Source organism: Catellatospora sp. NPDC049133, assembly GCF_040648455.1.
In the GTDB taxonomy this organism is placed as follows: domain Bacteria; phylum Actinomycetota; class Actinomycetes; order Mycobacteriales; family Micromonosporaceae; genus Catellatospora; species Catellatospora aurea.
The window spans coordinates 261,708-288,546 of record NZ_JBEZDT010000005.1 but is presented as its reverse complement, the minus strand read 5'-3'; the positions used below and the strand labels follow the sequence as shown (position 1 = coordinate 288,546).

Annotated in this window: 25 protein-coding genes and 1 pseudogene; 16 read left to right on the top strand and 10 right to left on the bottom strand. The window is 72.8% G+C overall.

Features of this window, described 5'->3' with window-relative positions:
• Window positions 1-19 precede the first annotated feature (19 nt).
• A complete protein-coding gene (locus tag AB0B35_RS07805) occupies window positions 20-2,104 on the bottom strand; it encodes a hypothetical protein (protein WP_361042104.1) in 2,085 nt (694 codons plus the stop codon).
• A gap of 104 nt (window positions 2,105-2,208) precedes the next feature.
• Here AB0B35_RS07805 and AB0B35_RS07800 point away from each other — a divergent pair, with 104 nt between their 5' ends.
• A complete protein-coding gene (locus tag AB0B35_RS07800) occupies window positions 2,209-2,403 on the top strand; it encodes a hypothetical protein (protein ID WP_361042102.1) in 195 nt (64 codons plus the stop codon).
• Between the two features lie 114 nt (window positions 2,404-2,517).
• The gene (locus AB0B35_RS07795; RefSeq protein WP_361042099.1) at window positions 2,518-2,808 is read left to right on the top strand and encodes a hypothetical protein; all 291 of its coding nucleotides are present in this window, start codon (window positions 2,518-2,520) and stop codon (window positions 2,806-2,808) included.
• A 59-nt stretch (window positions 2,809-2,867) separates the two neighbouring features.
• On the opposite strand, the gene AB0B35_RS07790 is transcribed toward AB0B35_RS07795, so the two are convergent.
• The 3 genes from AB0B35_RS07790 to AB0B35_RS07780 form a co-directional block, all read right to left on the bottom strand.
• Entirely contained in the window at window positions 2,868-4,385 is a 1,518-nt protein-coding gene (locus AB0B35_RS07790) for an RICIN domain-containing protein (RefSeq protein ID WP_361042096.1), read from the bottom strand.
• A gap of 199 nt (window positions 4,386-4,584) precedes the next feature.
• Entirely contained in the window at window positions 4,585-5,292 is a 708-nt protein-coding gene (locus tag AB0B35_RS07785; protein ID WP_361042093.1) for a sulfite exporter TauE/SafE family protein, read from the bottom strand.
• A 22-nt stretch (window positions 5,293-5,314) separates the two neighbouring features.
• Window positions 5,315-6,394 (bottom strand): glycosyl hydrolase family 18 protein, encoded by a 1,080-nt coding sequence (locus AB0B35_RS07780; protein ID WP_361042090.1) that lies wholly within the window; start codon window positions 6,392-6,394, stop codon window positions 5,315-5,317.
• Between the two features lie 252 nt (window positions 6,395-6,646).
• On the opposite strand from AB0B35_RS07780, the gene AB0B35_RS07775 reads away from it, so the two are divergent.
• The 11 genes from AB0B35_RS07775 (at window position 6,647) to AB0B35_RS07725 (ending at window position 19,992) form a co-directional block, all read left to right on the top strand.
• Complete coding sequence (locus AB0B35_RS07775; RefSeq protein ID WP_203699306.1) at window positions 6,647-6,832, top strand: thiazolylpeptide-type bacteriocin; 186 nt, start codon at window positions 6,647-6,649, stop codon at window positions 6,830-6,832.
• Between the two features lie 78 nt (window positions 6,833-6,910).
• Window positions 6,911-7,099, top strand: coding sequence for a thiazolylpeptide-type bacteriocin (locus tag AB0B35_RS07770; protein ID WP_203699307.1), 189 nt, complete (start codon window positions 6,911-6,913; stop codon window positions 7,097-7,099).
• Between the two features lie 133 nt (window positions 7,100-7,232).
• A complete protein-coding gene (locus AB0B35_RS07765; RefSeq protein WP_360526899.1) occupies window positions 7,233-8,171 on the top strand; it encodes an ABC transporter ATP-binding protein in 939 nt (312 codons plus the stop codon).
• Window position 8,172: 1 nt separating this feature from the next.
• Window positions 8,173-8,928, top strand: a complete 756-nt coding sequence (locus AB0B35_RS07760; protein WP_361042087.1) for an ABC transporter permease — start codon at window positions 8,173-8,175, stop codon at window positions 8,926-8,928.
• On the top strand, window positions 8,925-11,564 hold the full coding sequence (locus AB0B35_RS07755) for a lantibiotic dehydratase (RefSeq protein ID WP_361042084.1): 2,640 nt from the start codon (window positions 8,925-8,927) through the stop codon (window positions 11,562-11,564). The genes AB0B35_RS07760 and AB0B35_RS07755 overlap by 4 nt, the downstream gene beginning before the upstream one ends.
• A complete protein-coding gene (locus AB0B35_RS07750) occupies window positions 11,561-12,778 on the top strand; it encodes a hypothetical protein (protein ID WP_361042081.1) in 1,218 nt (405 codons plus the stop codon). The genes AB0B35_RS07755 and AB0B35_RS07750 overlap by 4 nt, the downstream gene beginning before the upstream one ends.
• Window positions 12,775-14,544, top strand: coding sequence for a hypothetical protein (locus tag AB0B35_RS07745; RefSeq protein ID WP_361042078.1), 1,770 nt, complete (start codon window positions 12,775-12,777; stop codon window positions 14,542-14,544). Before AB0B35_RS07750 ends, AB0B35_RS07745 begins: the two co-directional genes overlap by 4 nt.
• Window positions 14,541-16,571 carry a TOMM precursor leader peptide-binding protein gene (locus AB0B35_RS07740; RefSeq protein ID WP_361042076.1) on the top strand — a complete coding sequence of 677 codons (2,031 nt, stop codon included), beginning with the start codon at window positions 14,541-14,543 and terminating at the stop codon, window positions 16,569-16,571. The genes AB0B35_RS07745 and AB0B35_RS07740 overlap by 4 nt, the downstream gene beginning before the upstream one ends.
• A gap of 8 nt (window positions 16,572-16,579) precedes the next feature.
• Window positions 16,580-17,764, top strand: a complete 1,185-nt coding sequence (locus tag AB0B35_RS07735) for a hypothetical protein (RefSeq protein ID WP_361042074.1) — start codon at window positions 16,580-16,582, stop codon at window positions 17,762-17,764.
• Entirely contained in the window at window positions 17,761-19,530 is a 1,770-nt protein-coding gene (locus AB0B35_RS07730) for a thiopeptide-type bacteriocin biosynthesis protein (protein WP_361042072.1), read from the top strand. Before AB0B35_RS07735 ends, AB0B35_RS07730 begins: the two co-directional genes overlap by 4 nt.
• A 147-nt stretch (window positions 19,531-19,677) precedes the next feature.
• Window positions 19,678-19,992 carry a winged helix-turn-helix domain-containing protein gene (locus AB0B35_RS07725; protein ID WP_361042070.1) on the top strand — a complete coding sequence of 105 codons (315 nt, stop codon included), beginning with the start codon at window positions 19,678-19,680 and terminating at the stop codon, window positions 19,990-19,992.
• A 70-nt stretch (window positions 19,993-20,062) separates the two neighbouring features.
• Here the strand turns inward: AB0B35_RS07725 and AB0B35_RS07720 are convergent, their stop codons facing one another.
• Complete coding sequence (locus AB0B35_RS07720; protein WP_361042068.1) at window positions 20,063-20,638, bottom strand: winged helix-turn-helix domain-containing protein; 576 nt, start codon at window positions 20,636-20,638, stop codon at window positions 20,063-20,065.
• Window positions 20,639-20,785: 147 nt separating this feature from the next.
• Between AB0B35_RS07720 and AB0B35_RS07715 the strand changes: the two genes are divergently transcribed.
• Together AB0B35_RS07715 and AB0B35_RS07710 are read left to right on the top strand one after the other, a co-directional pair.
• Complete coding sequence (locus AB0B35_RS07715) at window positions 20,786-20,980, top strand: hypothetical protein (RefSeq protein WP_361042065.1); 195 nt, start codon at window positions 20,786-20,788, stop codon at window positions 20,978-20,980.
• A gap of 130 nt (window positions 20,981-21,110) precedes the next feature.
• The gene (locus AB0B35_RS07710) at window positions 21,111-22,466 is read left to right on the top strand and encodes a radical SAM protein (protein WP_361042063.1); all 1,356 of its coding nucleotides are present in this window, start codon (window positions 21,111-21,113) and stop codon (window positions 22,464-22,466) included.
• A 4-nt stretch (window positions 22,467-22,470) separates the two neighbouring features.
• Here the strand turns inward: AB0B35_RS07710 and AB0B35_RS07705 are convergent, their stop codons facing one another.
• The 4 genes and pseudogenes from AB0B35_RS07705 to AB0B35_RS07690 form a co-directional block, all read right to left on the bottom strand.
• Window positions 22,471-22,743 (bottom strand): glycoside hydrolase family 15 protein, encoded by a 273-nt coding sequence (locus tag AB0B35_RS07705; RefSeq protein WP_361042060.1) that lies wholly within the window; start codon window positions 22,741-22,743, stop codon window positions 22,471-22,473.
• A 10-nt stretch (window positions 22,744-22,753) separates the two neighbouring features.
• Window positions 22,754-24,217 (bottom strand): IS607 family element RNA-guided endonuclease TnpB, encoded by a 1,464-nt coding sequence (gene tnpB, locus AB0B35_RS07700; RefSeq protein WP_361042057.1) that lies wholly within the window; start codon window positions 24,215-24,217, stop codon window positions 22,754-22,756.
• Window positions 24,218-24,342: 125 nt separating this feature from the next.
• Window positions 24,343-24,885: pseudogene (locus AB0B35_RS07695) on the bottom strand (IS607 family transposase); the annotation flags it as partial.
• A 124-nt stretch (window positions 24,886-25,009) separates the two neighbouring features.
• Window positions 25,010-25,489, bottom strand: coding sequence for a trehalase-like domain-containing protein (locus AB0B35_RS07690; protein ID WP_361042055.1), 480 nt, complete (start codon window positions 25,487-25,489; stop codon window positions 25,010-25,012).
• Between AB0B35_RS07690 and AB0B35_RS07685 the strand changes: the two genes are divergently transcribed.
• A complete protein-coding gene (locus AB0B35_RS07685) occupies window positions 25,488-25,892 on the top strand; it encodes a hypothetical protein (protein ID WP_361042052.1) in 405 nt (134 codons plus the stop codon). The genes AB0B35_RS07690 and AB0B35_RS07685 overlap by 2 nt on opposite strands.
• Window positions 25,893-25,917: 25 nt before the next feature.
• On the opposite strand, the gene AB0B35_RS07680 is transcribed toward AB0B35_RS07685, so the two are convergent.
• Complete coding sequence (locus tag AB0B35_RS07680) at window positions 25,918-26,808, bottom strand: hypothetical protein (protein WP_361042050.1); 891 nt, start codon at window positions 26,806-26,808, stop codon at window positions 25,918-25,920.
• Between the last annotated feature and the right edge of the window lie 31 nt (window positions 26,809-26,839).

Here is a 26,839-nt window from a genome sequence, read left to right as displayed (position 1 = left end):
GTTCCCCGCCGGCGAAACCTCATTCGACGGTCGCGGCGGCCGCCGGTTCGCCGCCGGGCGAGCCCGCCTGCCAGGTGGTCCGCCACTGTGCGATCAGCGCGGTGTACTCCTCGACACTCGACCGGGCGGCGGCGAGGGTGTCCTGTGCGCGGGCCGCGTCGAAGCGGTCCGCCGTCGGCCCGCCGTGGGCTCCGAACGCGCGGGCGGTCGCCGCGAACGCCCGGTCCGCCGCCTGATACCACGGGGACTCGTGGCCGAACAGCCGCACCAGCGCGGCCATGTTCAGTTCGGCCTGCACCAGCCGCCGTCCGGCCGGGTGGGTAGGAAAGACCAGGTCGACCCGGCTGCCGAACGGCATCCGCCGGGCCCGGGGCACGAGCGTGATGCCCGGCTCGCCGTGTGCTGCCACGCCCTCCAGGAAGGCGACGACGGCGGCGAGGTCGTCGGCGACCGCGCCGGGAACCGAGGCCAGCGCGTCATTGCCGCGCGGCCGGCCCGCCGTCAGCCGCGCCCACAGCGCGACGGTGCGGACCAGTGGCACCGCCACCAGCAGCACGGTCGCGCCGACGGCCAGGATGAGCACCAGCCCCGCCCAGCGGCCGGTGACGTCGGCGGTCAGCCGCCAGTCGAGTATCTCCGTGACACCAGGGCCGGGCAGCGAGTCCACGACGTGCCACGCCGCTGCGGTCAGCGACTGCGAGGCCTCCGTCCACGGGCCTGCCGCCGTGGCGGACGGGGCGGCCGCGTTTGCGGACCGCAGCAGGGTCAGCGCCGCACCCGCCGCGATCACGACGTGCACCGCCCGTAGGACGTACGCCCGTAGGTCCTGGCGCAGCCCGCTCGCCGTGTCGCCGTAGTCGGCGCGGCCCAGGATCTGCTGCCGCCTGGCCACCGCCCAGAGCAGGTGCACCAGGAAGGCGACGGTGAACCAGGCGCCCGCGGTGGCGAGCACCCGGTCCAGCGGCAGCTCCCACGGCCGCCAGGTGACGTGCTCGCGCAGCCACCGGGCGGCCGGGGCGTCGACGCCCAGGAAACCGATCACGAGCGCGAGCGCCACCAGGGCCTCGACGAACTCCGGGTCCGACCACAGGAAGACCAGCACGACCACCAGCAGCACCAACCACGCGGCCAGCGTCACGCCGATCTTCGCCCATACCCCGAGCGGGGCGGCCGAGGGCAGCAGCACCTGGCGCACCGGGCTGTCGAACCAGACGAGCAGGGCCGCGCAGGCCAGGGTGAGGAGGGCGGCCTGTTCGCTCAGGAAGTCGTACAGCCAGCGGACGGTGACCGTGGCGAGAACGGCCAGGGCCGCCGCCGCCACGGCGCCCGCCAGCGTCGTCAGCGACACGACCCGGGTCGGGGTGTGGCGGTAGAGCTCCACGAGGATCCACCCGGCCCCCGCGGCCGTGGCGACCGTGGTCAGGCGCGGGTCCGCGAGGCTGCTCCACGACCTGCGGGCCCGGAACCGGTGGGCCAGCGCCTCGGTGTAGTTGCGCTCGCGGGCGCGGTCTTCGGCGTGGCCGTACAGGGCGATGCCGACGCGGACCAACGGCGGGACGACGACGAGCGCGAACACCAGTTCGAGCACGTGGCCCGGCAACCCCGGCAGGACCGGCGGCTCGGTCCAGTCCAGCCGGGCCGGGATGTCCAGCAGCGGCACGGTGTCGACCAGCCGCCACAGGTAGAACCGCTCGATGGTCCACAGCGACGGCGGGCTGTCCGACAGCGCGATCGTCAGCGCGACCACGGCCTGGACGCTGGTCAGGATGCCCGCGCCCGAGGTGATGAGCGCGATCAGCAGCAGGCGTCGCTGGCTCGGGTCGGCCAGCGAGACGACCACGTTGCGGGTGACGACGGCCAGCACGATGACGGCCACCGTGCCGATGAACGCGACGACCGTCCAGCGTCCGAACGAGCCGAACCCGACCGCGGCGGCCAGCAGCAGTCGCAGCAGGCCGACGAATGCGGCGGTGGCGGCGAACGCGAGCAGGATCGGGGCGATCCACGCCCTGATCGGCTTGCCCGCGGTTTCGTCGATCCAACTCTGGGCCCGGTCGAGCCACCGGTCGTACCCGTCGAACAGCGGCGTCAGGAGACGCTCCACACGGTCCACATCGGCCCCCATCTCGTGCGCGATGATGATCCGCTGCGACTCGCCTGCCGTCAATTCGTGGCGGGAGGTTGACGGGGGCGAATACCGTTGCCGTCATGCCGGATGGATTGAGCAGCCTGCTGCTGGGACTCGTCGCGCTGTTCGCGCTGTACTGGGTGATCCGCGCCGCCGTCGCCCACGGCATGTGGGACGCCTGGCACCGGCGTGCCCGCCACGAGCGCCAAGCCGTGCACCAGTCCGCCGTCAGAGCCGCCGCCGACGTGCCGCCGGGGCCGGAGACCGGTGGGTGATCGCCAGGCCGCGCGTTTGCGGTGAGTGCTCCGGCGAACGCGCAGTCGCCGTCGGACACGCTGTCGTCGCGGCCATGTTTGATCAACCGTGGTTTCCGATCACGCAAGCCGGTCGTGCGGTACGAGTGGCTGCACGACGGCGTCGTCTACGCGGACCGGTACCTGTTCGCCGACTCGGGTGAAGGCCTGACCCAGTGCTATGCGCGCTCACTCGCGCCACAGGGCCTGACCGAGCGCCTGGTCGCCGCCGGGCACGTCCACGGCCAGGGCTGGATCCAGACCTCCGGGCTGGGTGTCCCGCACCGGTTCGTCCACGTGCGCGGCGACAGGGACCGGGCTGCCGTTCCCGTGGGCGTCCCGGAGGTCGACGTTCCCTGCGGCACCACGGGAGTCCGGTACGAATAGTGCCCGAGGCGCGGCTCGCGGAGCTGCTGTCCGCGAGCCGCCCGGGTGGACAGGGACCGTCAGACGGCCGTACGCGACCACTGCTGGTTGGTGCCGGTGTTGCACGTGTACTGCTTGAGGACCACCCCGTCCGCGGTCGAGGCGGCGGGCACATCCACGCACTTGCCGCTGTGGCGCGCCCGCAGCTGGAACCAGCTGCCGTTGGCGACCATCTGGAACTGCTGGTTGTTGCCGGTGCCGCAGGTGTACTGGATGAGTTCGGCGCCGTCGGCGGTCGAGGCGCTCACCACGTCGAGGCACTTGCCGCTGTGGCGGCTGACGATGCGCCAGTAGCCGCTGCCGGCGTCGGAGAACTGCCACTGCTGCCAGGCGCTGCCGTTGTAGGTGTATTGGCCGATGCGCGCGCCGTTGTCGGTGTTCGGCGACTGGACGTCCATGGCCTTGCCGCTGTGGCGCACGTCGATCCGGTAGAAGGTCGTCGGCGCCGGCGTGGGGTCGACCACGGTGTCGCCCCAGCCGTACCGGACCCGGTTGGCGCCGGAGATGTTGCGGATGGTCAGGTTGAGGTCGGTGCCGCTGCCGCTCAGGGCGAACATCGAGTACCAGTCGTAGCCGATGGTGCCGGGTTTGCCGCCGAGGGCGGGCCAGTAGGTGCCGCCCATCTGGTTGTCGCGCATGACCTGGGCCATGGCGCGGATGTGCCGGACGAAGTTGTCGGTGCTGCCGGCGTCGCCGTAGTTGAGGCCGGTGGACATCGGTCCGCCGAATTCTGTGGCCACCGCGCGAGAGGCGCAGTTACCCAGCCGCGTCTGGATGTGGCTGCGGAACGCGTCGTAGGTCATCGCGCTGTAGAAGAAGGCGTAGTGGTGGAAGGACAGCAGCGTGGCGTTGAAGCGGCTGTCGTTGCAGACGTCGCGCAGGTCCTGGCTGTAGCCGGTGCCGCCGATGAGCACCCGGCCGGGCGCCGCCGAGTAGTGGTAGCTGAGCCAGTTCGCCGCGACGTCGCGCCACTCCGCCGAGGTGTAGCCGTGCGGCTCGTTCATCGGCTCGAAGTAGACGCTGCTGTTCGAGCCGTACGTGCTGGTCACGCTGGACCACATCGTGTTCCACGCGGCGAGGTTGGTGATCCTGCCGCCGGAGGCCGCGCCGTCCTCCCAGTAGGCGAGGATGACTTTGAAGCCGCGGGCGGTGGCGGCGTCGATCGCGCCGCGGTAGGCGTTCCACCAGGTCGTGTTGGCCACGGTGTGGGTGTTGATGGGCAGCCGGACGGTGTTGACGCCCATGGTGGCGGCCATGTCGTCGTAGAGGGCGTTGGCCTTGGCCCGCACCGTCGCGTTGCTGTCGGACTGGCTCAGGCCCTGCACGACGAGTGTGCCGGTGCTGAAGTTGTCACCCAGCACGGCCCAGTTCATGCCGCGGAACTGGCTGGTGGCGGCACTGGCCGGTGCCGCGGTTCCGACGAGGCCGGCCACCGCGGCAAGAGCGGTCACCACGAGGGCGACCAGCCACCGGCGCAACGGTCTGCGGCGCTGCGGCGCCTGCGCCGGGCAGCCGTCGGACGACACGGTTCGGGTCATGGAATGCCCCATCGTGGGATGCGAAGTTCGGGGTCCGACGTGACGCAATGTGGTCGCTCCGTCCTCAGGTCGATGTCGTGTGTGTTACATCGGAAAGGCAATCGAGCACCCGGCGCCACAACCCGATCCGAAACGTTCAAGAGCGCTCAGGGTCGAACTCCGCAGCCGACGCCGGTGGGCGGCCACCTCGGTCGACGGGTCAGAACCCGAGCAGGAACAGCAGGCCCGAGATGAGCAGCCCGGCCTCGACGAGGTGGACGAACAGCCGGTCGCTGATGCGGTTCAGCAGCCGCTTGCCGGTCCAGGCTCCGGCCAGCGTGGCGGGCGTCAGCACCAGGCCGTAGACCAGGACCGTGGTGGTCAGCAGGTCGCCGGTGCCGTATGCGGCGATCTTGGCCAGATGCATGCTCAGCGCGGAGGCGGCACGGGTGAGCCCGTAGGCCAGGAAGAACGGCGCGGTCAGCGGCCCGACCGACCCGACCAGCGCCGACCCGAGCCCGGACGCCGCGCCGACGGCCGCGAAGGCCGGGTCGGCCGGCTTGCGGGGGTTCGGACGGAACCTCCTCCAGCTGACGACCCCGATCAGGAACGCGCCGAGCACCCGCTTCAGCGGATCCAGTGGTGCGTGGGCGAGCAGCAGACCACCGGCGAGGGCCAGCGGCACCGCGCCGAGCGCGAACCAGCCGACCAGCCCCCACCGCAGCTCGCGCCGGTTGAGCCAGACTCGCGCGGTGTTGCTGGACAGCTGGGTCAGCGTCAGCATGGGCACCGCCGCCCGCAACCCGAACAGGGCGGTGAACACCGGCAGCAGCAGCACGCCGCCGCCGAATCCCGCCACGGCCGACAGCAACGCCAGCAGATACGCCGCCGCCGACGCGATGGCAAGTGTCGGCAGGTCGAGTGGCATGCGATCACCTCCGCGGGCGGCGTCAGGCCCCCGGCCGGAAAGGGCGGGTCATCGCCGTGAGCAGGGTGTGCTCGTCGTCGTCCGCGCCCAGATGCCAGGTGAACGCTCCTCGCAGGCCGCGCCGTTCGGCGAACGCGGCCCGCTCCTCGACGGACCGCGCATCCTCGTAGCTGACGAACGTCGAGGTGCCGGGGTGGTACAGCCACGGCGAGCGGGCCACCGGATGGCGGTGGCGCTGCCAGGCCGGATCGGGCAGCAGGTCGCGGCTGATGTCGCGCCAGTCGCCGACCCGGACGGTGCCGGTCTGGGGCTGGTACAGCCCGGCGCTCTCGCCGGCGGAGGCGACGCGGAAGCCGCGGCCGTAGAACGGCACGCCAAGCACGATCTTGTCGCGCGGTACGCCGTGGCGCTCGTGGTAGTCGACGGCCCCGGTGACGTTGTTCCACCGGCGCAGGCCGGCGTCGAGCGGTTCCTGCGGCACCTCGGCCAGCGGCGCGTTGAACGTGGCGACGGGGGAGAAGCCCGTGCCGAAGTCGTAGGTCATCAGGTTGACGAAGTCGAGCTGCTCGGCGAAGGCCGCCAGCTCGTAGCTCGCCGCAGGGTCGTACGGGCCGGCCGACTGAAGCCGGCCGGCGGGCAGCGCGGCGACCAGCAGCCGGGCCGGGCCGAGGCCGTCGCGGAGCTGCCGGGCCAGCAGGGTGGCGTGGTGCCGGTCCTCGGGCCGGTGCGTCACCTCGGCCGGGCCGCCCGAGACGGGGAACTCCCAGTCCAGGTCCAGGCCGTCGAACCCGTCGGCCAGTTCCAGGCACTGTTCGACGAAGTGGGCCCGGGACCGCGGCGTGAGCGCCGCGTCGGAGAACCCGTCAGCGCCCCAGCCGCCGATCGACAGCACGATCCGCAGGCCGGGGTCGTCCCGTCGGCGCGCGGCGAGGGCCGCGCGATGCGCGGGCGCCCATGGTGGCAGTTGCCAGCGCCCGTTCTCGCAGGTGGCGAATGCGTAGAAGACGTGGGTCAGCACTCCGGCGGGCAGCGTGTCGATCGGTCGCGTGTTCTCGTCGGCCGCGTGGAAGTAGGCGCCCAGCACCGTACGCCCCGTGATCATCCATGCACGGTATCAGCACCCGGTTTATCCGGTCCGTCTACACCGGACGGTTATTCGCAGGTCAGGGGCCAAATGACGGGCCGGGCCTGGGGGTGCGCGCGATCTTCTCCAAAAACGACGGCAGGACCGCTTGACTTCCCGGGGACGTTTGAATAATCTCAAGCGTAGTTAAGAACATGAACGTGAAACACAGCTACAGCGACTAGCCGGACCGCCACGGTCCGGGTGAAGTGCCGAAGGAGGTGCAACACCATGGCCGAGACATCGACCACCTGGGACCTGATTCCCGAGTACGACATCGCGTTCGACCTGGATGACCTGGACCTGGGGCCGCTGACGGTCACGGCGATGCGGGACTCCATGGCGCTCCCGGAGACCGGGGCCTCGTGGATCAACACGAGCGGCAACGCGTCCTGCTCCTGCTGCTACGTCACGTGATCTGAGCTTCCCGCCGCCTCCTCCTCTTCAGCGGCGGGGTGTCCACGACCGTACGACCATCGAAATGAGGTGAATCAAATGTCGAACGAAGACTTCAACGTCGACGAGCTCGAGCTGGACGACCTGTCCGTGACCTCGATCCGCGACTCGGCCGCTCTGCCGGAGACCGGTGCCTCCTCGGGCAGCTCCAGCAGCAGCGCGTCGTCGTGCTGCGGCAGCTCCTCGTGCTGCTCCTCCTGTGGGGACAGCCCGGAAGAGGCCGCCTGAGCCGGCACCTGAACCGGAACGGCAGCGTCAGGGACTGCCGGCACTCCGGACCAACCGGGGCCTGAAAACCCCGCAGCACCGATCCGAGGGGGCACGAGTCATCGTGCCCCCTCTTTCATCTCCGGGAGAACCCGTGGAAGTCATAGCTCGCCTTGAACACGTCACCAAGACGTTCGGCAAGGTGGTCGCCCTCAACGCCGTGTCGCTCACGGTCTCGCGCGGAGTGACCGCCGTCCTCGGCCCCAACGGGGCCGGCAAGTCCACCATGATCGAACTACTGTCCGGCCTGCGCCACCCCACCAGTGGCCGCGTCGAGGTGCTCGGGGGCGACCCGGGCGACATCGCCGTGAAGGCCCGTATCGGCATCACCCCCCAGCGCACCGCCCTGCCCTGGCGGCTCACCGTCACCGAGACCCTCGACCTGATCGCCGCGCACTACCCCAACCCGCTCACCCGCGACGAGGTCGTGCAGCGACTGGGTCTGGAGAAGTTCCTCAAGAAGCGCAACGGCACGCTGTCCGGTGGCCAGCGCCGCCGGGTCGCCCTGGGCGCCGCCCTCATCGGCAACCCGGAGCTGCTCTTCCTCGACGAGCCCACCACCGGCCTCGACGCCGACAGCCGCGACCAGCTGTGGGCCGCCATCGCCGAGGTGTCGGCCGGCGGCCGCGCCGTCCTGCTCACCACCCACGACATGGCCGAGGCCGAGCACCTGGCCAGCCGCATCGTCGTCATCGCCGACGGGCAGGTCGCCCGCGACGGCTCCCTCGACGATGTGATCGTCGAGGTCGGACTGCACCTGGTCGAGCTGGAGGTCCCCGCGGGGACGTCACCGCTGACCTTCACCACCATCCCGAACGAGCGCATCGAGCAGCTCGGCAACCGCACCAAGATCTACACCGCCGATCCCGACGCGACCGTACGCGCTCTCGTGCTGGACCGGGTGCCGTTCCGCGGCATCCGCGTCGAGCGCGTCGGCCTGGAAGAGGCGATCCGGGCGATCACCGCCGGTGACGGCGACTCCGTCGTGCCGGTCAGCCCCGCAGTTCCGCACATCGCCGAGAGGGTGTCCTGACATGCGCCACGTCCTCCTGCACGCCCGCGCGCACCTGCGAGACACCAGCCGGATGCCCGTCTACTGGGTCCCCGCGCTGCTGTTCCCGCTGGTCTTCTTCGGGCTTTTCGGTTACACCAACGCCACCAGCCTGGCCAAGATCGGCCTGGGCAGCGAGTACGTCATCACGCCGTTCCTGCTGTTCACCACGCTGAACGTGACCATCGTCAGCCTCTCGGCCGGCGTCGCCGCTGACCGCGAGAACCCGTGGGAGCAGCGCCTGCGCGTGCTGCCACTGCCGGCGCTGTCCCGCTTCGCCGGGCGGCTGCTCTACGTGCTCGGGTTCAACCTGGTCAGCTGGATCCCGCTGCTGCTGCTGGCGGTGTTCACCACCGACCTCAGGCTGCCGCCGGAGCAGTGGCCGATCTGGCTCGGCGCGGTGCTGCTCGGCGCGATCCCGTTCGGGCTGCTCGGCATGGCCATCGGCTACCGCTTCCCGCCCCAGGGCGCGATGACGGTCGCCAACATCCTGTTCATGCTGCTGGCGTTCCTCGGCGGGCTGTTCGTGCCCGTCAAGCAGCTGCCGGCGGCGATCCGCGACGTCGTGGTCTTCCTGCCCACCCATGAGTACCAGCACCTGGTGCTGTCCATCATCGGCCGGGCCGACCGGATCGCCGCCCCCACCTGGACCATCGGCGTGCTCGCCGCATGGACCCTGCTGTTCGCGTGGCTCGCCCGCATGGCGTTCCGGCGCGACGAGGGGGTGCGGTACGGATGACCGAGCTCGCCATCGCCGACGCCGCCGCCCGGACCGGGCGGCCCGACGACCGGAAGGCCGTCGAGCTGGCGCCGTACGCCCTCGTGCGGCTGGCCGCGCTGCCGTACCCCGCCGTGCCCGAGGGCGGTGCGGAGTTCCGCGACTGCCTGGCCCGGCTCGTGCGGCTGCGTGTCCGGCTGACCGAGACGGCCGGTGACCTGGCCGACGCGCTCTACGCCAGCGCCGAAGGGCACGACGCGGAGTTCCACCGCAAGGTCGTGCTGCCGCTGCGGCGCGACGTGCACAACGGACGCCTGCCCCGGCCGGCGATCCTCGACGTGCTCGGCGACCTGCCGGACCGGGTCCCGCTGCTGCGGGAATGGCTGGACGCGATGGCGGAGGTGACCGCGATCCGCGCGGCGCTCACCGCCGCGGCCCCCTCGGCGCTGGCCGCCGAGCGGGCCGCGCTGGCGGCCACCTGCGCGGCGGACCCGCTGCGCAGGGCGGTCACCCTCACCGGCGCCGACCTGCTGCGGGGCATCGACCGCGCGGCCGCCGGCGGCGCCAACCCCGACTCGCGGGCCCGCAAGGGCGAGCACAACGCGCTGCGGTACGCGCTGCGCGTCAACTCCAAGACCAGCCCGCTGTCCTGGTTCACCTACGTCGCCTGGGGCGAGTGGGCCGGCCCCGGCGAGCCCGAGCAGCTGGCCGGCGAACCGGTCGCCGTCGCGCGGGCCAACCGCACCCTGCTGGTCAGGGTCGCCGCGGCGGCACTGAACCAGCTCCGGGACCGGGTGCCCTACCGGCTCGCGCCCAGCATCCGGGTGGTCGACGGGAAGGTCAACTACCGGCGGGACACCCCGCTCGGCTACGGCGACCGCATCGTCGCCGCCCGGGAGGAGGACGTCAGCCTCGCCTACGGCGCTCCGGTCGCACTGGTGCTCAGCCTGGTCCGCGCGGCGGGCCCGGCCGGGGCGGCTCCGGCCGAACTGGTCGAGGCGCTGGCCGAGCGGCTGCCGGGCGAGCACGCCCGCGCCGTCGAGGTCGCCCGGCGCTACCTGGGCCAGATCATCGACGGCGGGCTGCTGGTGCCGATCCACCCGGCCGACCCGCAGGACGTCGACGCGGTCGCCACCACGGCGGCCTGGCTCGACGGGTACGGCCAGACCGAGCTCGCCGCGCTGCTGCGCGACATCGACGAGCGGACCGCCGCGTTCCCGGCGCTGCCGGTGGAGGAGCGGATCCCCGCGCTGGCGTCGCTGCGCGAGACCTGGCTGGCGGCGTTCGCCGCGTCCGGGGCGGAGTGGCTGGAGTCGCCGGTCCTCAGCGAGGACGTGAACCTGCGCAGCACGCTGCGCCTGGGCGCCGCGCACGGCCGCGACGCCGCCGAGGGCCTGGCCGGGATCGGCCCGGTCGTGGAACTGTTCGACCAGTACCTGGTCTTCCGGCGACTGAGCCGGGACCGGTTCGTGCAGCTGTACGGGCCGGGCGGGCGCTGCACCGACCTGGCCGGGTTCGCCCACGAGATGGGCCTGATCTGGCAGGCGGGTGGGCTGGTGTCGCTGGGCGGCACGGTCAGCGACCACCCGCGCTTCGCCCAGCTCGTCTCCCCGGAGCTGATCGAACTGGGGCAGGCGAGGGCCGCGGTGACCCGGGTCATCGACGCCGACAACGCCGGTGATCCGGCCGAGCGGATCCTCAGTGACGAGGCCGTACGGCTGGCTGCCGAGGCGCTGCCCGGCTGGGTGCGGGCGCGGCCGGCGTCGTACAGCTTCTTCGTGCAGCCGGTCGCCGCGAACGGGCGCACCGAGTTGGTGCTCAACCACATCTACGGCGGCTGGGGCAGGTTCACCAGCCGGTTCCTCGACCTGATCGCGCCGCAGGCGCGGGCCAAGGTCGCCGCCCAGGTGCAGCGCGGTTTCGGGCCCGGCGCGCGGGTGGCCCAGTGGCGGCCCGTCAGCGGCTTCAACGCCAACCTGCACCCGCTGGTCGTCGACGACGAGATCGCCGAGGACCCGGCCTGGAGCTCGATCGCGGTGGACCAGCTGGAGATCTGCCACGACCCGGCCACCGACCAGGTGCGCCTGCGCCACACGCCCAGCGGCGACACGCTCGACGTGCTCTACCTGGGGTTCCTGGTGCCGTTCATCCTGCCGGACCGGTTCGTGCCGCTGTATCTCGACCTGTCCAGCGGCCTGGCGTCGCTGAACCACCTCGCGCCCAGCCGCAAGGTCGGCGACGTGCGGGTCCGGCCCCGGCTGCGCCACCGCGACATCGTCCTGGCGCGCCGGTCGTGGCGGGTGCCCGCCGACGACGTCGAGGCGTTCAAGGCGGCGATGGCCGCCGAGGGCGACGTGCCCGCCGAGGCCGCCGCCGCCTGGCTGGCCCGGCACGGGCTGCCGGCCGAAGTGTTCCTCGGCCCGGAGGGCGGCGAGATGAAGAGCGCCGACGACTTCCAGCGCTACATGGGCCAGCACAAGCCGCAGTACGTCGACTTCGGCAATGCGCTGCACCTGCGCAATCTGCCGAAACTGCTGGTGCGGCATGACCGCGGCGTCCGCGTCGAGGAGGCGTTGCCCGTGCCCGGCTCGGGCAATCCCGACGGGCGGGTCGTCGAGCTCGTCACCGAGGTCTACCGGAAGGGAAGCACACGATGACCACGCACGATGGCCTGGACGTCATCTGCCACTACTACGACGCGGTCAAGGCGCCGCTGCTGCGCGACGCCGTGCTGCCCGCGCTGGCGGAGACCACCGGCGTCGCGACGCACCTGGAACGGCACTGGCTGCACGGCCCGCACGTGCGGGTCTGCCTGCGCGGCGAGCCCGCCGCCGTGGCCGACGCGGCCGCGCTGGTCGCCGACCGGCTGCGCACGCACCTGGTCACACGCGGCTCCCGGGCCGTGACCAGCGACGCCGAGCTGCTGCACCGCGCGGCGATAGCCGGCCGGGTCGAGCTGGTCCCGCCGCCGTACACGCCGATCTGGCCGGACAACACCGTCAGCATCGTGCTGCCGCAGACCACGGCGCTGGAGTCGCTGCTGGGCGGGCCCGCCGCGGTCGCATGCCGCAACGAGCTGCTGCGCCTGGGCATGCCCGCGGTGTCGGCGTCGCTTTCGCACCTCGGCCAGCGCGGCGACGTCGCCGGGGCCCGGGTGTGGCTGCTGCTGGTGTCGATGGCCGCGCACGCCGGGCGCTACCCGCTCGGCCTGGGCGCCGGGCACCAGTCGTTCCTGTCGCATCTGGAGGACTTCCTGCTCTTCCACGACCCGGACGGCACGCTGCGCCAGACCTACGCCCGGCACTGGGACCGGCATGCCCCCGCGGTCACCGACCTGGTCACCAGGGTCGCCGACGGCCGCGCGCAGTCGCCGGTCGAGTCGGCGTGGCTGGACTGGACCGTGGCCGCCCGCGCCGCCGCCGAACCCGCCTTCGACCGCGGCGAGCTGCCGCTGGTGCCGGGCGCCGCCTACACCGACCGGGCCCGCCAGGTCGGCGACGAGCGCACCCTGCGCCAGTGGGACCCGACGCAGCGCACCGAGTTCAGCGCGTACCACGAGCAGCTGCGCAAGGTCGACTTCGAGAAGGTGCCGTTCGCCCGCGAGTTCGTGGTGTACCGCTTCGCCACCAACATCCTCTACCAGCTGCTCAGCGTCTGCGACGTGGAGCCGGCCGAGCGCTACCTGGCCGCGTACCTGGTCAGCCAGGCCGCCGAGCGGATCACGGGCATCACCTGGCGGGAGCGGCTGGACCGCTACCTGGCCGCGCAGCGGACAGGTCAGGAGCCCGGTCTGGCCGCGCAGCGGACAGGTCAGGGAACCGACCTGCAGCAGCCGTCGGCGCAGCGGGTGCTGAGCGAGGTGGCGTCATGACCACGCTCGCCACGCGCAGCGTGCCCACCCAGCGCACCGCCCGGGTGTCGGACCTGCCGCCGCAGGCCCCGCGCACCCTGGTCCGGCTGCGCCCGATCGTGCACGCCACCCCGACCGCGCAGGGCGTGCACGTCCGCGGCTGGTCGTCGAGCTTCACCGTCAAGGGCGGCAGCGGCCTGTGGAAGCTGTGGCAGATCCTGTCGGCCCGGCTGATCGAAGGCCTGCCCGCCGAGCAGGTCGTCGCACCCACCGGCCGGCCCGAGGTGGTCCGCGCGGTGACCGTGCTGCTGGAGCAGTTGCGTGAACACGACATGCTCGTCGACCTGCCCGCGGGCTGGGTCGACGGCACCGACCCGGCGGCCCCGCCCGCCGACGTGTGCGCCTGGCTCAGCTCCGTGGCGGCCGACCCGGCCGACGCGTGGCGGCGGCTGCGTACCACCCCGGTGCGGCTGACCGGTGACGGACCCGTCGCCGAGGCCGCGGCCCGCGCACTGGCGGGCATCGGCGTCGACGTCCTTCCCGGCGCGCTGCCGGCCGCGGCCGACGGCGTCACCGACCTGGTGCTGTCCACCGACGCAGGGATCGCGGTGGCCGCACGCTGCCGCGGCGAGGTCGGCATGGTCGTGCCGGTGTCCGAAGTCGACTCCGTGCTGTGGTCGGCCCGCGAGGTCACCCGCCGCCTGGCCGGGGCGGCCGACCCGAGCGGCGCGCCGCACGCGCTGACGGCGCTGGTCGGCTCCGCCGCCGCACACCGGTTGGTGTGCGCGGTCGCCGGGCTGGCCGACCCCGCGATCGAGGCCGCCGAGCTGCACGACGACGACCAGCAGCCCGCCCCGGCCCGGCTGGAGCACCCGTCGGTGCTGGTCGCACGGCTGGACCCGCTGTCGCTGACGTACCACCCGTTCCTGCCCGCCGCGTCCGCCGTGCCGCCCGCCGACACCGTCGACGAGGCACTGCGCCGCATCGAGGCCCTCGTCGACACCGAGCTCGGCCCGCTGACCGAACCGGTCGCCGGCAACCTGCCGCAGGTCCCGGCCGCCCTGGCCGACGCCGGTGGCGTGGTCGGTATGGGCGCGAGCACCGACGCCGCCCGCCTCGACGCCGTGCTGCGCCAGGCCGAGACGGTGCTGGCCGGCGGCGACGCCGGGCACTTCGCGGTCGGTGTGCACGACCGGCACGCCCAGGGCACGGCGCTGCGCCGACTGGCCGACGCCGCCGTCGAGCAGCTCGACACGACCCCGGTCGCCGACGACGAGTGGATCGGCTCCCCGGTGGCCCGCCGCTGGTGGAAGGCGCTGACGCTGCGCTTCGGCCAACCCGCGTGGGTCCACGTACGACGGCTCGCGGCCGACGCCGTGCACGCGCAGATCGCCTGCGGCGGCGAGGTCGTCGCCTGGGCCGTCGAGGAGCGGACCGCCGACGCGGTCGCGTTCGCGGCGCTGGCCGCGGTCGGCGCCGCCCAGGCGCGCGAGGCGGGCCTGGACGTGCCCGCCGGCCCCGTGACGCTGTCCGGTGCCGCGCCCGCCGCACGACCCGCCGGTGAGGACGTCACCCCGTGGTCGGCCGGCTGGCACTGGCCCGCCGGGGTCGACCAGGGCGAGGACCGGTTGCAGGCGGCGCTGCGCGGGCTCCCGCCGATCGCGCGGGCCACCGTGTGGCGGCTCGGCGAGCTGAGCAGCGCCGAGGACGGCATGACCGAGCAGGCCGCGCAGCTGCGCCGGGAACTGTCGGCGGTCGGCTTCACGGTCGTGCGGTGGGCGTCATGAGCACCCTCGCCACCGCCCTGCGCGGCCTCGACCTACCGGTCCTCGACGCCGACCAGCTCGGCGCGGCTGCGGGCCGCGGCCCGGACGGCACCGTCGTCATCGACCTGCCGGTCCTCGGCAACCTCCACCTCCGCGCGACCGGCGGCGCGCCATCGCACAGCAGCCCGGTCATGGCTGCCGGGCCCGGCACGGACGCGGCACAGCGGCCGGCGGTCGTCGTGCTGCAGGACTGGACCCGGGCGCAGGCCGAGCAGCTCAGCCAGGCCGCGTACGCGGGGGAGCGGCCGGTGCTGCCGGTGCGGTTGGACGGCGGGCTGGTGCTGATCGGACCGCTGCTGCACCGCGCCGCCCCGGTCTGCCTGGGTTGCGCCGAAGGGGCCCGGCTCAGCGTCTTCGGGCCGACGGTGCCGCAGCGCACGCCCGGCCTTGCCTTCGGTGGGCTGCTGCCGCCGACCCTGCTCGCCCCGCTGGCGGCGCTGCTCGCCGGGGCGCTGGCCGACCCGGCCGCCTACGAGGGGACCGTGCTGGCGCTGCGCGCCGACCGGCTCACCGTGTCGACGCACCGGGTGCGCGCGGCGCGGCAGGGCTGCGCCGTGTGCTCGCCGCTGCCCGACGACACGGCTCAGGCCGCGCGGATCACCCTGACGCCCAGCCCGACCGCGGACCCGTACGCGTTCCGCGCCGCCAACGAGCGGACCACCCGCGAAGGGCTGCGCGCCGAGCTGTTCGACTGGCGGCACGGACCCGTGGCGCACCTGCGGCGCACCGAGAACATGCCGCTGCCGCTGGTCACCGCCGAGCTGGCGGGTGACAGCGCGATCCGCGAATCCGGCTACGGCCGCGCTCGCACGTTCGCCGACGCCGAACGCGTCGGGCTGTTCGAGGCCGCGGAGCGCTACACCGGCATGCGCCCGCACGGGCGGCGTACCGCGATCATGGCGTCCTATGCCGAGCTCGACCCGGCGACCACGATCGACCCGGCGCGGCTCGGGCTGCAGGACCCCGCGTACCACGACCACCCCGAGTTCAAGCTCAAGCCGTACACGCCGGACCTGCGTACCGGCTGGGTGCACGGCTGGTCGCTGACCCGCGACCGGCTCGCCACCGTGCCCGAGCACGTCGCCTACTGGGGCCTGCACGCCGGCGCCGGGCCTCGCTTCCTCTACGAGAGCTCCAACGGCTGCGGGCTGGGCAACAGCCTCACCGAAGCGGTCCTGTACGGGCTGTACGAGGTCGCCGAACGCGACGCGTTCCTGATGGCCTGGTACGCCCGCACCCCGCTGCGCCGGGTCGCGGTGCCCGCCGACGACCCGGTGCTGCCGCACCTGACCGACCGCCTGGAGCAGGCCGGCTACCGGCTGATGTTCTTCGACGCGACCAACGACTTCGGCGTGCCGACGGTGCTGGCCCTGGTGCTGCACCACGACCCGGTTTCCGGCGCGCCGCAGGCGCTGTTCGCGGCGGGCGCGCACCCCGACCCGCGGGCGGCGATGCGCTCGGCCGCGGCCGAGGCCGTCGTCGACGCCATCGTCACCCCCGACGTGGTCCGCGCCAAGCCGCACTACCTGGACCGGGCCCGGCTGCTGCCGATGCTCGACGACCCGGAGCTCGTGCTCACCTTGGACGACCACGTCGCCCTGAACACCCTGCCGGAGGCGCGGGAGCGTTACGACTTCCTGCTCGGCGACGACGACCCCGACGGCGGCGACGACTGGCGCGAGGTCTGGCCGGGCGCGCCCGCGCCGGCCGGCGACCTGACCGTGCTGCTGGCCGACACCCTCGCCCGGCTCGACCGGGCCGGCCTGGAGGTCGTCGCCGTGGACCAGACCGACCCGCGGCTGCGCGACCGGCTCGGCCTGCACTCAGCGAAGGTGATCGTGCCGGGCAGCCTGCCGATGACGTTCGGCCACCTCAACCACCGCACCCGGGATCTGCCCCGGCTGCTGGAGGTGCCGTTCCGGCTCGGCCGGGCCACGGCGCCCCTGCGCTACGACGACCTCGCCCGCCACCCCCACCCGTTCCCGTGAGGACCGCCATGGACGCCACCCTGTCCCGCGTGTGGGACCAGACGCACGGCAAGGTCGTACGCTCCGGCGCGATGCCCCGCCGCACCCCGGCGGCCCGAGCCGGGATCGCCCTGGCCGAGCTGCCCGAGCGGTACGCGCTGCCCGCCGCGATCCTGCGCCTGGCCATGACGCCCCGGCGCTGGGAGCCGTGGAACTCCTTCAACGAGCACCGCGCCTACCCGTCGCCGCGCGCCGCCTGGCTGGTGGACGTGTCCGTCGTGGAGGGCCACCGCCGCTGGCTGGTCGACCCCGTCCGCGACCGGCTCGCCGGCCGCACGGACGCCCCGGTCGGCTCCGGCACGACCGTGACCCTGGACCTGACGTTGCACCCCGAGCGGCTGCCCGCCGGGTACGCGGCCCTGGCCGAGGTGCTGACCTGGCTGGAAGCCGGGCACGTGGCCGCCGCCCTGGCCGACAGCGCCGCGGCGCACGGCTGGACCGCGACCGCCGACCTGGACGACGACAGCGAGCTGACCGTGACGCTGCGCGCGGGCGGAGACAGGGACGTCGACGTCCGCGCCTGGTCCGACAATGCCGGCACGCGGCGCGCGAGCGCGGCACGACCGAGGCCGGCCGCCCGCCGTACCTCCGGGCTGGGGCCGCGCGGGCTGAGCGCCGATCCCGGCCCGCTGCTCGAGGGCACGCTGGCGGCGCTGGCCCAGGCCGCGCACCGGCACCCGGCCGGCTCCCCGGCGGGCTGGCCGGGGCTGCGCCACCGCGCCGTCGCCGCCCGCATCGCCGGGCTGACGGACGGTCTGTACACCCTGGACGGTGGCACCACGGACCTGATCAGCGCCGAGCCCACCATGGAGGCGGTGCAGCAGTCGTTCAGCTACCCGCGCGACAAACTGGACGTCGCGGGCATGAACGTCGGTTGGGTGATCACCGCCGACGTGCCGGCGGCCGTACGGGCGGGCGGTCTGGCCGCGTACCGGCGGCTGTTGCTGGCCGCGGGCGCGATCGGCCAGCATGTCGGCGCGGCCGCGGCCGGCGCCGGGCTGTTCTGCCGCCCTGCCCGCAGCGTGCACGAGGCGCACCTGGAGGCGGCCGTCGCCGCCCCCGCCGCCGAAGACTTCCTCTACCTGCTGCTCATCGGCCGGTCGCGCCCCCGCGACTTCGCCTACGACCTGACCCCGCCGGAGGTGCTGCCGTGACCGCCGCCACCCTTGACCGGCACAGCGACGCCCGCGTGTGGCGCAGCCTGCACTGCTTCGCCTACTGGCCCTCGGGCGACCTCGACGACTTCCTGTGCCGCACGGTCACCCCCCTGCTGGACCGGCTGCGCCGCGAGCACCGCATCGCCGACTGGTTCTACATCCGCTACTGGGAGGGCGGCCCGCACCTGCGGCTGCGCCTGCGCGGGGCGGACGAGTCCACCGGCGAGTGGCTGCGCGAGGAGCTCGGCCGGCTGCTGGCCGAGGCGCCGTTCACCCCGGCGGCGCTCGACGGCAGCACCTACTACCAGGCGCTGGGCGGGCCCGCCGCGCAGTCGCAGGCCGGCTGGCACGAGCACGGCGAGGTACGCGAGATCGCCTACGTCGCCGAGACGCCCCGCTACGGCGGCGCCGCCGCGCTGCCGATCGCCGAGGACGTGTTCTGCCGCAGCACCGAGGTCGCCACCCGCGTAGTCGCCGCCACCGCCGACCCGCGGGCACGGCTGGCCGCGGCCACCGAACTCACCATCGCCACCGCGATGGCGCTCGGCCTGGACCGGCTCGGCACGGCCCGCTGGCTGCGCATCCACGCCGGAGCGTGGCGCTTCAACACCGAGGTCGCGATGCTGCCGACGGCGCTCATGCAGGAGCGCACGTCGAAGGTGCTGGCGACCCAGGCGGCCACCCTCAACCAGCGCTGGGCCCGCACCGCCGCGGCGATCACCGCCGACCCCGACGGCCGGCGTTCGCCGGTCACCGCCTGGGCCGGCGTGGTCCGCGAGGCCAACGCGCGGCTGGCCGAGCTGGAGCCCGGCGCGACCCCCGGGCGCTGGCTGGGCGTATGGGCGTCGCAGCTGCACATGCTGTTCAACCGCCTGGGCATCACCCCCGACGAGGAGCGCTCGGTGTGCTGGCTGGTCGCCGGCACCGCGCTGGCCCCCGAAGGGCTGGCCCCGTTCTTCGACGACGGCGCGCAGGCCCCCGACCGGCGCTACCACGAGGCCAGCAAGTTCCTGCTGGGCGGCGCGAGCGACCACACGCCCCGCGAGGTGGAGGGCCCGCCCGCGTTCCGGATGCGCGCCATGCGCCCGCCGGTGCCGCTGCCCTCGCACGAGGCGCCGCGGCTGCCGCTGGCCGACGTGCTGCGCACGCGCCGCTCCGCCCGGGGCGCGCTGACCGGCCCGCTGCGGGCCGAGGAGCTGGGCACGCTGCTGTGGAGCGCGCATGCGATCTCGCATCACGAGCAGATCACGCTGCCCGACGGCACGCCCTACCGGTTCGGGCACCGGCCGTATCCGAGCGCGGGTGCGCGTTACGTGGCCAAGTTGCGCCTGGTCGTCCGCGACGTGGCCGGGGTCGAACCCGGCTGCTACCACGTCGACCCGGTCGACCGGACGCTGTGGTGGATGGGCGGCGCGCCGTCCGACGTGGACCTGCTGGCCACGTCGATGTGGTTCCAGCCCGACCACGCCTCGGCGTACGAGGGGATCGACATCTCGGCGATGCCGGCGATGCTGGCCCTCTACGTCGAGCTGGGGCGGCTGCGGCCGCGCTACGGCATGCGCGCGCTGCGGTTCGGCACGGCCGAGGCCGGGCACCTGGCGCAGAACCTGTCGCTGGTCGCCGCGGCGACCGGGCTGTCGCTGGGCATGATCGGCGGCTTCTACGACGACGTCGCGCACGAGGTGTTCGGGCTCGACGGCATCGACAACGTGGCGGTCTACCTGCTGCCGATCGGGCGGCAGCGGCGCTCGCCGGACGGCTGAGACCCGCGGGTCCGGCTCCGCCAGGCCCGCGGCGAACAAGCCCGGACGCGATGAAGCCCCCGACCGTCAGGGAGGACCGGGGGCATCGCTTGCAGACAGTGTGGCACATCCGAGCGCGCGCCGCACCTATGACGGGAGGCACACCTCATGACGGACTCCGCGCCACGGCTGCGCAGGATCGCCGGTGTGAGCGAGCTGCGCGCGGTCAGCGACACGGTGCGCCTGGCCGTGCTGACCATCCTGTTCGACCATCCACAGGAGAGCTTCTCAGTGCGTGACCTGGCCGAACGCACCGGCGTGCCGGTGACGCTGATGCACTACCACCTCAAGATCCTGCGTACCGAGAACCTGGTGGGGGTGGTGGTGCGCCGCACCGCGCAGAACCGTCGGGAGCGGCAGTACCAGGCGCGGTATGCCGCGCTGCGCTGGGACTTCCCGGCCGCCGGCGATCCCGGGGTGTAGACGCCGAAAACCCCGCCGGTCAGGGGCGGGGTCGCGGCACTGTGCGGGCCGGCGGCCCGCGGGGGAGCGGTCACTCGCTCCGGGTCGGGTGCAGCGCGATCAGCATGCCGAACGGGTGGCGGCCCGAACCGGCGCTCTTCTCGAACTTGCGGATCAGGTTGAGCAGTTCGGCGCGGAACTCCGCGATCTGGCTCTCCTCGATGCTGGCGACCGAGCGGCTGACCAGCAGCCGTTCGGTCTCGGCGGCGTCGGCGTCGATGGACATGGTGGACGCGGCCAGGCCGAGGTCGATCTCGTCGCGGGTGATGTCGAACTGGGTGCCCACGGCGGCGCGCAGGCTCTCGGCGTCGTTCTCGGTGCGCCGGCTGAACCTCAGGTCGAGCTGGCCCGCGCCGTACTGCTTCTCGATGATGCCGTTGACCACCCGGGTGTCTCTGATCTGGACGAGACCGTGTTGCTCCAGCTGGTTCAGATGGTAGTAGATCTTGGTGGGGGAGATGCCGACGATGCCGGCGAACTCCTTTGCTGTCCACGTGCGCGCCGGCTCGGCCATCGCCAGCTCCAGGATCGCCATGCGGATCGGATCGGCGAGCGCCTTGAGTGTCGCCACATCATCGATGATCCGCCGCGGCACTAACTCAGTCACGGCCAGAACCTCCCGTTCAACTCATACCAACGGTTCGACTATACACCAACGCTTGACAGAGTTTTGTTGCTCAGATTATTTTGAACGTCGAGATTAGCGCATCGCAATCTTTAAATACAAGTCGGAACCTCAGCTGGAGGGATCACCATGCCCAGGAACCGCTTCTCGACCGTCATCGCCGCCGCGGCGCTCGCGGTCGTCGCCTCGCCCGGCATCGCCGCCGCGGCCCCCGACGCCGACCAGGCCGTTCCACAGGAGCACAGCACCGCGATCATCGAGGTCCTCGCGCTCGGCGACCTGCCGGAGGTGCCGGGCCCGAACTTCGGTTGCGGCGTGTGCTGACGCCGGACCGGGCCACAGAACTTCGCAGACGGGCGGGTGCCGCAGCACCCGCCCGTCGCCGTCTCGCAGACCGTTTCCCGCCGCATCGACAGCCTCGACAGGTCCCGAACCGCTGACGGAAGGCCCCGCCATGGTCACGCTCGTCCCCAGCCGCTACCTCGCCTTCGGTGAGAGCACCTACCAGCACCGCGTCGGGCGGCCGGTGCGCGCGGTCTACCACACGGCCTCCGCCCGCGCCCTGCTGCTGGATCCGTCCGTCGTGGACGCGCTCCGTGGCGAGGCACCGCAGGAGCGCCTGGACGCCGCGACGCTGGAGCGGCTCGCGCAACTGGGTCTGCTGGTGCCCGCCGGGACCGACGAGGCGGGCGCGGTCATCGCCGCGTCCCGGGCCGCGGTGCGCGACGCGCGGCAGCGTCAGTTCGTGGTGATGCCGACGGCCTACTGCAACATGGGCTGCGACTACTGCGGGCAGGAGCACCGGCGCGGCGCGGGAGTGGAACCCGGGCGGCACCGCGAGGCGCTGGTCGAGCGGGCCGAGCGGGCCATGGCCGGCGGGCGCTACGACGCGGTCCATGTGCGCTGGTTCGGCGGCGAGCCGCTGATGGGGTACGCCGTGCTGCGGGCACTGTCGGCCCGGTTCATCGCCGACGCGTCACGCCACGGTGTGGCGTACTCGGCGAAGCTGGTCACCAACGGCGCGCTGCTCGACGCCCGCAAACTGCGTGCGCTGCACCTGGACTGCCGCGTCACGCAGATCGAGGTCACCATCGACGGCCCGCCCGCCCAGCACGAGGCCTCCCGCCCGCTCAAGAGCGGGCAGCGGTCGTACGCCCGGATCGTCGCCGCCGTCGCCGGCGCCCTGTCCGATCCCGACCTGACCGGCCTGACCTTCAGCATCCGTACCAACGTCGGGGTGCACAACGCGGGCCTGGCGGAGGAATTCGCGGCGGGCATGGCCGCGGCCGGGCTGGCCCACTCGCGGGTCAGCTTCTACCCCGCGCCGATCCACTCCTGGGGCAACGACGTCAGTGACGTCGCGCTGGACCGCGCCGAGCAGGCCCGCGTCGAGCTCGACTGGTACACCGCCTACGTCGAGGCGGGCCTGAACTGCGGGCTGCTGCCCGCAACCACCCGACCCGTGGTGTGCACCGCGGTCACCGCGCACAGCGAGGTCGTCGCCCCGGACGGCCGCGTCTACAGCTGCACCGAGCAGCCGCTGGTGCCCGGGTTCACCGAGCAGCACGTCGGCACGATCACCGAACTCGACCCGGCCGCGCCGCGCCCGGCGGGAGCGTTCGACGACTGGTACGACACCATCGACCGGGACCGCACCGGCTGCGGCAGCTGCCGCCTGCTTCCGGTGTGCGGCGGCGCCTGCCCGAAACTGTGGGGCGAGGGCAGACCGCCGTGCCCGCCGCTCAAGACCAACCTCGTCCAGCGCCTCGACCTGTTCGCCCGCTCCACCGGCCTGGCCCCGGCGTCCTGACCGGTCAGATCTCCTCGATCAGTTCGGCCAGGATGATCCGGCCGGCGGCCTCGATCAGCGCCAGGTGCGAGAACGCCTGCGGGAAGTTGCCCAGATGCCGGCCGTTGGCGGTGTCGAACTCCTCCGCGTACAGCCCCAGCGGCGAGGCGACCGCCAGCAGCCGCTCCATCAGATCGCGGGCACGCTGCGTCCGCCCGACCGCGGCCAGCGCCGACACCAGCCAGAACGAACAGATCAGGAACGTGCCGTTACTGATTCCATAGTCGGATATCAGCAATCCCGACCTTTCAGCCGGAAAGGTTCATGCCGTCGCCGGAGCGTGACCGCTTCGGTTCGGCGAAGATCCCCGTTTCTGTCCGCTGGTGCGGTGTTGCGCCACCTGCCCGCTCACCCGGCCGCTTGCGCGGTCGGGTGGTGGCGCGGGTCTGACGGTCGGCTCCACGGGGGTTCGACGCTTGCGCGTCCTGGTCTCCGGCCACTCCGGTACCAGTCTTGACTGCCGCCGCGAGGGCGGCGAGGTTACGGGCCGCGTTCGCGTCACGGTCCATCACCAGGGGGCATTGTTCGCAGTTGAACACCCGGACGTGCAGCGGCAGCTTGGCTTTCACCGCACCGCAGTCCGAGCAGGTCTTCGACGACGGGTACCAGCGGTCGGCCTTCACCGTGGCACCGCCGGACCACTGGCCTTTGTATTCGATCTGGCGTCGGATCTGCCCGAACCCGGCGTCGGCGACCTTGCGGGCCAGGCGCCGGTTGGACAGCATCCCGGCGACGTTGAGGTCCTCGACCACCACCGTATGGTGCTCGGCCCGGATCTTGGTGGTGAGTTTGTGCAGGGCGTCGGTGCGCAGGTTCGCGACCCGGTGGTGGACCCGGTTGCGTTCGGCGTCGGCTTTGACCCACCGCCGCGACGGCGTGCGGCCGGTGCGCCGGTCCGGTCCCTGGCGGCGTGACACCCGCCGCGACAGCCTGCGCAGCCTGGCCAGGGCGTTGTCGTAGTGTCCTGGGTTGGGCACGTAGGTGATCTTGCCGGTGTTGTCGGCCAGCACCGCCAGGTGCTTGACCCCGAGATCGACCCCGACGACCGTGTCCGTTCGGGCCGGGGTGCGAGCGTCGCGGATGACCTCGACCTGGAACGACACGAACCACCGCCCGCGCGCGAACGTGACCGTCGCCGACAGGATCCGGGCGGTCCCGGCAGCGAGGCGCCGCTGGAGTTTGCGGGTGTTCTCGTGGGTGCGGATCGTGCCCAACCGCGGCAACGTCACATGCCTGCGGTCCGCCTCCACACGGATCGCGCCGGTCGTGAACCGGCACGACAACCTCGCCCCACGCTTGGACTTACGCCTCGGCCTGCCCATCCGACGGCCCGCACGCACACCCTGCTTCGACTTGCGGTAGTTGTCGAACGCCGCCGCAGCGTTCGCCAGCCCGGTGCTGTACGCCTCCTTCGAATTGTCGGCCCACCAGCCGGCAAACCGCGGATCGGTGTGCTTGACCTCGTTGAACGCCTTCCGCAGCGCAGGCAGCGAGTCGGGCCGCCACGGCGTCAATTGCTCCTCGGCGATGCCGTAGGACTGCTCTGCCCTGCGCTGCCACCACACCGCGGTCACCCACGACACGGCCCAGTTGAAGGCCGCACGCGCCGCACCACAATGCGAACGGAACCCCTGCTCCTGACCCACGTTCGGGTCCAGGGCGAACCGGTACGCCTGCACCACGAAACCAGCCCGCGGCTCGAACCTCTTCAACGCCGCAGGCCCTCAACGGTGCCGGCCGACGGCTCAGGCACAGCCGGAGCCACGCCCGCTGCCTCAGTGGTGGACTTCGGCTGCTTGGTCGGCATCTGCTCCCTCACGTCCGCGGTAGCCGCCGACATCGCCAACTGCGCCCTACGCCTGGCCGAGCGCCGCCCGTACAGGCGCGCACACATGCTCGTAAGGATCTCCGTCATGTCACGCACCAGGTCGTCACCGGTCTCCTGCGGGTCCAGGACCACCAGCCGACGGCCCGTGGCGGCCAGAGCCGACTCCAGATGCTCGACACCGAAACGGGCGAGCCGGTCACGGTGCTCGACCACGATCACCGCCACGCTCGGGTCGGCCAGCACCCGGTGCAGGCCCCGGCGCCTGCCGTTCAGGCCCGACCCGACCTCTTTGACGACCTCACCGACCGCCAACCCCAACCCGTTGGCACCCTGCACCACCCGGACGACCTGACGATCCAGATCACCGCGCTGATCAGCAGACGGGACCCGGCAGTACACCACTACACGTCCGGCGGCAGCCGCCGGACCCTCGACGATCCACGTCCCGGAAGGTGCCTGGCGGACCGGGACGGGCATCTGACCGTCCTTGACCCACCGCCACGCGGTCTGATAGCTCACACCCTGGCTGCGAGCCCACTCCGAAAGCTTCACCCGGACACCATACATGACGATATTTGACTACGTTCGACCATGAAACTGGGAGCAGTTCGCAACCCTCCTTGCCGCTCATGCCGTCGTCGGTCGGTGCGGTAGCGCAGCACGAACCCGTTGTCGGTCAGCTCCTCGGCGATCGCGTCGACGGTCTTGCACAGCCGCTCGTCGTCCGTCGGCAGGAACCCGAACAGTAGTAGCGGGCGGTCGGGTGGGCGATGCCGTACGGCGCGAACCGGAACGTGCCCGCCTCCCGGTCCAGCAGGGCGCCGAACACGCTGGGGGAGTCGAAGCTGGGCACGCACTGCCAGTCGACCGAGCCGTCGGCTGCGACGAGCGCGCGGGTGTGGCAGTCCGACAGGAACGCGTACTCGGCGATCGGCGGGAACGGCGAGACCGCACCGGCGGCGGGCGGCGCGGCGGCGGCCCTTCGCTGATCGCGTAATTCAGCGCGGCCTCGGTGCGCTGCTCCGCTGCTGTCGGCTGCCGGGCAGGGTCGGGTGCCGACGGCGTGTTTCCTTGGCGAAGGGCCGGCGACCGGGCAATCTGTAGCCCGTGTTCGGCGGGGCAGCGTCGACGCCGTTCCACGGAGGATGGGGTTCATGGACCTGGCGCAGGAGTACGTCCGTCGCTATCTGGTCTCGCAGCGCGAGGCGGAGAGCAGGCTCGCGGACGAGATCGGCAAGCTGGAGGCGGTCGGCCACCGGATCATCGACGGTGGGCAGACCGGCCAGAGCAGCTGGATGTACACCGACTGGCTCACCGGCGAGGTCATCGCCAGCGGCGACGACGACCCTGACGACGAGGTGTTCGAGGAGCTGGACCCCGACGGCATGTTCATCCACATCGACAACGTCGTGCGGCATCCGGTGAACCCCGACAACCCGGGCATCCCGCACAGCCTCGCCGAGGCGCTGCGTGACTGGGTGGACCTGCTGAAGACGACGGACGAGGACATCGCCCAGTTCGTGGGGTGGAGCGCGGACGACGTCGCGGCCGCCAGGTAGGCCTCCGGCAGTCGTGCCGACGCGGTCAGCCCAGGCCGAGGCGCCGTAGCGCGAGCATCACGAAGCCGCGCAGGGCGCGGTCCCAGCCGGGGACACCTTCGAGGTCGTCCCGGTCGGACGCCTCGACCAGGACCGACAGCGCCTGCTCCGACAGCGCCTGGCCGTCGCGGTAGGCCGAGGCGACGGCCGCGGTCACGGCGACCGTCGCGGTGCCGGAGAGGGCCAGCTCGCGCAGCCTTCGGTCGATGCGTACGTCCGAAGCCGTCGCATGGGCCAGGGCCAGGTTCGCGCTCGCCCTCGGCCGTGTCCGGTGCTCGGCCACCGCGACCAGCGCCGCCACCAGGGCGTCGGTGGGCTCGAACCAGACGACCAGGGCAGCGGCCTGGGCCGCCAGTTGGTCGTCGGGGTCCGACACCCAGCCGGCGATCGCGGACAGCCGGGCCGCGGCGGCGAAGTAACTGTCGGCCGCCCAGCGCACCGCCGCCGCGTCCAGCACCGGTAACTCGTCGTCCGCCAGTTCTTCCTCGGCGTGGAACCGCTGGATGATCTCGTCGTGCTCCGGGCCGTCGAACGCGTGCCCCGCCGCGAACGCCTGCCGCGGATCGAACGGCAGCGCGTCATCGCGCCGGTCGCCGACGGCGATCCTGCGAAGCAGTTCGACCACGCGGGCCCGGTCCGGCGTCTCGGGGTCCTCGACCAGCGCGACCAGGAAGGGCACGGCCGCGTGGCTGGCCTGCCACCTGGTTCCCTGGTGGTAGACGTTGCCGAACAGCCTCGACAGCGCATCGGTCCGCCGGGCCGCGTCGTGGCTGCGCAGCGCGCGAAGCTGGTCGGGCACGTCCGTCGCCGGGCCGTACGCGTGGTGGAGCCGATGCCACGCCACCGCGGCGACATCGGCCAGGGGTCCGCCGCTCATCGTCGGCAGTCTACGTATGGCGCGTGAGCTG

Excerpts from the sequence above, each read along its gene's own strand:
- AB0B35_RS07800 (WP_361042102.1), top strand. The coding sequence starts at position 2,209 with ATGCCGGATGGATTGAGCAGCCTGCTGCTGGGACTCGTCGCGCTGTTC.
- AB0B35_RS07790 (WP_361042096.1), bottom strand. The coding sequence starts at position 4,385 with ATGACCCGAACCGTGTCGTCCGACGGCTGCCCGGCGCAGGCGCCGCAG.
- AB0B35_RS07785 (WP_361042093.1), bottom strand. The coding sequence starts at position 5,292 with ATGCCACTCGACCTGCCGACACTTGCCATCGCGTCGGCGGCGGCGTAT.
- AB0B35_RS07780 (WP_361042090.1), bottom strand. The coding sequence starts at position 6,394 with ATGATCACGGGGCGTACGGTGCTGGGCGCCTACTTCCACGCGGCCGAC.
- AB0B35_RS07775 (WP_203699306.1), top strand. The coding sequence starts at position 6,647 with ATGGCCGAGACATCGACCACCTGGGACCTGATTCCCGAGTACGACATC.
- AB0B35_RS07770 (WP_203699307.1), top strand. The coding sequence starts at position 6,911 with ATGTCGAACGAAGACTTCAACGTCGACGAGCTCGAGCTGGACGACCTG.
- AB0B35_RS07760 (WP_361042087.1), top strand. The coding sequence starts at position 8,173 with ATGCGCCACGTCCTCCTGCACGCCCGCGCGCACCTGCGAGACACCAGC.
- AB0B35_RS07755 (WP_361042084.1), top strand. The coding sequence starts at position 8,925 with ATGACCGAGCTCGCCATCGCCGACGCCGCCGCCCGGACCGGGCGGCCC.
- AB0B35_RS07750 (WP_361042081.1), top strand. The coding sequence starts at position 11,561 with ATGACCACGCACGATGGCCTGGACGTCATCTGCCACTACTACGACGCG.
- AB0B35_RS07745 (WP_361042078.1), top strand. The coding sequence starts at position 12,775 with ATGACCACGCTCGCCACGCGCAGCGTGCCCACCCAGCGCACCGCCCGG.
- AB0B35_RS07740 (WP_361042076.1), top strand. The coding sequence starts at position 14,541 with ATGAGCACCCTCGCCACCGCCCTGCGCGGCCTCGACCTACCGGTCCTC.
- AB0B35_RS07735 (WP_361042074.1), top strand. The coding sequence starts at position 16,580 with ATGGACGCCACCCTGTCCCGCGTGTGGGACCAGACGCACGGCAAGGTC.
- AB0B35_RS07725 (WP_361042070.1), top strand. The coding sequence starts at position 19,678 with ATGACGGACTCCGCGCCACGGCTGCGCAGGATCGCCGGTGTGAGCGAG.
- AB0B35_RS07715 (WP_361042065.1), top strand. The coding sequence starts at position 20,786 with ATGCCCAGGAACCGCTTCTCGACCGTCATCGCCGCCGCGGCGCTCGCG.
- AB0B35_RS07710 (WP_361042063.1), top strand. The coding sequence starts at position 21,111 with ATGGTCACGCTCGTCCCCAGCCGCTACCTCGCCTTCGGTGAGAGCACC.
- AB0B35_RS07685 (WP_361042052.1), top strand. The coding sequence starts at position 25,488 with ATGGACCTGGCGCAGGAGTACGTCCGTCGCTATCTGGTCTCGCAGCGC.
- AB0B35_RS07690 (WP_361042055.1), bottom strand. The coding sequence starts at position 25,489 with ATGAACCCCATCCTCCGTGGAACGGCGTCGACGCTGCCCCGCCGAACA.
- AB0B35_RS07680 (WP_361042050.1), bottom strand. The coding sequence starts at position 26,808 with ATGAGCGGCGGACCCCTGGCCGATGTCGCCGCGGTGGCGTGGCATCGG.